Consider the following 3,519-nt stretch of genomic DNA (forward strand, 5'->3'; position numbering starts at 1 on the left):
CGGTCCCTTCCGCGCCGGGCGGCCCGCCCCTCCGGAGGAGCCCGTGCCCCCCACCGCGGAATCCGACCCCGCCGCCGGGCACCACGCGGTCCCCGACAGCCACTGCCCGCACTGCGGCGGCCGGTTCCCGGCGAACGCCGGATGGCCCCGCACCTGCCCGCGGTGCGGGCGGGTGCGGTACCGCAACCCCCTGCCGGTCGCCGTGGCGCTCCAACCCGTCCTCCTCCCGGCGGGCGACCCGGCGCTGCTCGTCATCCGGCGGGACATCGAACCCCGGCGGGGGCTGCTCGCGCTGCCCGGCGGGTTCGTCGACCACGGCGAGGACTGGCGGGGAGCGGTGGTCCGCGAGCTGTTCGAGGAGACCCGGGTGCGCGCCCCGGCGGACCGGGTGCGCCTCTTCGACGTGATGGGGGCCGACGGCGACCACCTCCTGGTCTTCGGCCTGCTGCCCCCGCTGGCCGTCGCCGAGCTGCCGCCGGACCTCCCCACCGAGGAGACCACCGGACGGGAGTTGCTGACCGGGCCCCGCGAGCTGGCCTTCCCGCTGCACACCCGGGCCGCCTGGGCCTGGTTCGCCGGGCATGCCCCACCGCGGGTCCGGTGATCCCGCTTCGACCCGATCAGATCGGCGACGCCTCGATATCGATCTCCGCGGGTTTTCCCGAGGTCATCATCCGGTGCAGGAAGTGGGCACTCCCGAACTCGGTCACGAACGTCTTCCTCACCTCCTCGAGCGCCGCTTCGTTCTCCTCCGAGGGATCCACCGTCCGACGGAGCAGGGCGGTGGTGTAGGAGCAGCACAGGGTGCGCAGGTGGAGCCGTCGTCGGTAGACGGAGCCCAGCCCGAGAAGGGCGGCGGAACTCTCCGCGAGCGCCTCCTCCGTCCTGCCCGCCGAGGCGAGGACCACGGTCACATGTGTCCGGCAGGAAAGAGTGAGCGGGTGATGGCTTCCCAGCGTCTCGTCGATCCTGTCCACCGCCCGGGAGACCAGGGGCAGTCCGGCGGCGGGTTCACCGCATCGAGCCCGGATGACGGCGAGGTTGGAGGCACAGGACAAGGTGAGGGGGTGGTCCTCTCCCAACACGGCGAGGTAATCCGGGTACACCTCCTCGGCGAGATTCCGGGCGGCCGTCAGGCGTTCCGGATCCTCCTCCCCGAGGACGGCCAGGGAGGACGCCAGGCTCATCGCCGCCGCCATCGTGTCGGGGTGTCGGGCGGTGTGGGCGCGCAGGAAACCCTCATGCGCCTCCCGGTTCTCCTCCTCGGCTTTGCGGACGTTGCCCAGCCTGCGATGGTTCACGGCCAACTCCCTGCGGGCGCGAAGGACATCGGGATGCCCCGTTCCGTGCACCCGCTCCATGCGACCGAGGGTTTCCAGCAGGAGGCTCTGCGCCCCGCGGAAGTCACCCGTCTCCCGTCTCCCCTGGGCGATTCTGATCGCCACCTGAAGGGTGAGCGGATGATCGGCTCCCAGCAGTTCCAGTCTTTTCTCGAACGTCCGGCCGTCGAGTTCCAGGGCGGCGCCGGTGTGGCCGATCAGGTTCAGCGAGACCCCCAGGTTGTTGGCCGCGCGCAGAGTGTCGTCGTGGTCCTCGCCCATGATGTGTTTGAAGAGCGCGTGACACTCGGTGTCGGAGGCGTGGGCCTCCGTGTACCGGCCCAGTCCCCGCAGGTCGGCTCCGTAGTTCCGTCGGGTGACCAGGGTGTGGGGGTGGTTCGAGCCCACCTCGGGATGTTTCACCTGTCTTCTCAGCGCCTCGTGGTCGTGGGCGTACGCCTCCCGGTACATCCCCAGGGACCTGAGGGGGTTGGCCAGTTGAGCACGCAGGCGCAGCAGGAGGGGATCGTCGGGGCCGTGTCGCTGCTCCCACAGGGGCAGCACCCGGCGACCGATCTCCAGGGCCTGGTGCGGGTCCCCGCTCCGCCACAGGTACCGAACATGGTCGATGACCCACTCGCGAACGGTGGGGAGGTCGCTCTCCAGCGCTCCCGAGGGTTCGAGGTGAGGACTCAGGTCCCGGTACATCCTGCTGACCTGTTCCGCCCCCTCGTCGAAGACGAGTGTGGCCGTGGGGCGTACATCGCCCAGGATTTCCTGGATCTTCGACCGGGTGCTCTCGAAGGCCGCGGGGGTGTCGGAGAGAAGCCATTGACGGACGCTGCGCTGCACCAGGCGGTGCACCTCCAGCGATCTGTTCGAGGGATCGATCCCGGCGAACGCGTAACGGCGCAGTTCCAGGACCACGGATCCCATGCCGGAGATCCCCCGGGCCGCCGGTTCGTATTCCCCCAGGTGACGCCGCATCGGGTCGCTGTAGACGATCGACGCGGCGATGTGGTCGGGGGACAGGAAGGAACACAGTTCCAACAGCCGGGCGGCGGCCGGTCGCTCCTCACGCAACTGCTGGAAGGAGACCCGCCAGGTGGCCGTGTGGGAACGCGGATCCTCCTCGTTCCGTTCGGCGGACCCACCCGGTGCGGGCTCCGCCTCGGACCGCAGCAGTTCCAGGTAGGCATGGACGGGTACGTTGGTGCTTCGCAGCCACGCGGCGGCGTGTTCCACGGCCATGGGCAGGTCCCCGAGTTCCTCGGCGAGATCGTTCATCTCGCGATCCGCCACCGGCGGCAGGCGATCGGCCAGGAGTTCCATGCTCTCCCTGCGGGTGAAGGCAACGACCTCGATCGACTCGAAGGCGTCGTTGCGCACCGCGTGGCGGGACGTGATCAGCACGTGCCCCGGGCCGTGGGTGGGGAGGTATTCGCGGAAGACCTCCTCCTCCTCGTCCGGTTCGACGTTGTCGAGGATCAGCAGCCACCTGCCGTGGGCGTCGGACTGCAGGGCGGCCAGGGTCGCCCGGGCCACCTCTCGCACCGAGTCCCCCCGGAGTCCCAGCGCGTCCCCCAGGGCGGCCAGCGCGGATTGCACCCGTCCGGGGCGATCGGCGTCGATCCACCACACCAGGTCGTACTGGGACCCGTACCGGTGGGCGTACTCCAGGGCGATCTGGGTCTTCCCGATGCCCCCCAGTCCGTACAGAACCAGCATTTCCGGGACGCTCTCCACCCGGGGTTGGCCCTTCTCGAGCTTGGCCCACAGGTATTCCAGGAAGTCGTCGCGCCCCATGAAGCCGCCGGCTCTCCGGGGCAGGTTGTTGCGGTTGCCGCCCGGCCCCGGGTACCGGATGCCCCCGCGCGAGGGGACCGGTGGGGTGGTCGCTCCGCGCTCGGGTACCAGCGCCGACAGGAGTTGACGCTCGGCGTCCTCCGCCCCGGTCAGACCGGTGAACGTGATCACCGGGTCCTCGGCGGGGGCGAACTCCCCGCTGTGCGCGCCGATCGACTCGGGAAGACGGATCACGCTCGTCCGGCGCTCCCCACCACCGGCCCCGGGGTCGAGTCCGAGTTCGGCGAGTTCCCCCACCACCCCCCGGGTCGCCGCTGTCTCTTTTACAAATCTCCGCGCCCACGAGACTTTGAGCTATCCCGTATCACGACTTATGCTCAAAAAAAAAAAAAAC

General features: G+C 69.9%; 2 protein-coding genes. One reads left to right on the forward strand and one right to left on the reverse strand.

Annotated features, from left to right (window positions below):
- The first annotated feature begins 43 nt into the window (after positions 1-43).
- Positions 44-604: an NUDIX domain-containing protein gene (locus tag FOE67_RS20080; RefSeq protein WP_182666239.1), complete on the forward strand. Its 561-nt coding sequence runs from the start codon at positions 44-46 to the stop codon at positions 602-604.
- 16 nt (positions 605-620) lie between these two features.
- On the opposite strand, the gene fxsT is transcribed toward FOE67_RS20080, so the two are convergent.
- Positions 621-3,422: an FxSxx-COOH system tetratricopeptide repeat protein gene (fxsT, locus tag FOE67_RS20085; RefSeq protein WP_182666240.1), complete on the reverse strand. Its 2,802-nt coding sequence runs from the start codon at positions 3,420-3,422 to the stop codon at positions 621-623.
- Positions 3,423-3,519: the final 97 nt, after the last annotated feature.

The organism is Streptomyces calidiresistens, from assembly GCF_014141525.1.
GTDB lineage: Bacteria > Actinomycetota > Actinomycetes > Streptomycetales > Streptomycetaceae > Streptomyces > Streptomyces calidiresistens.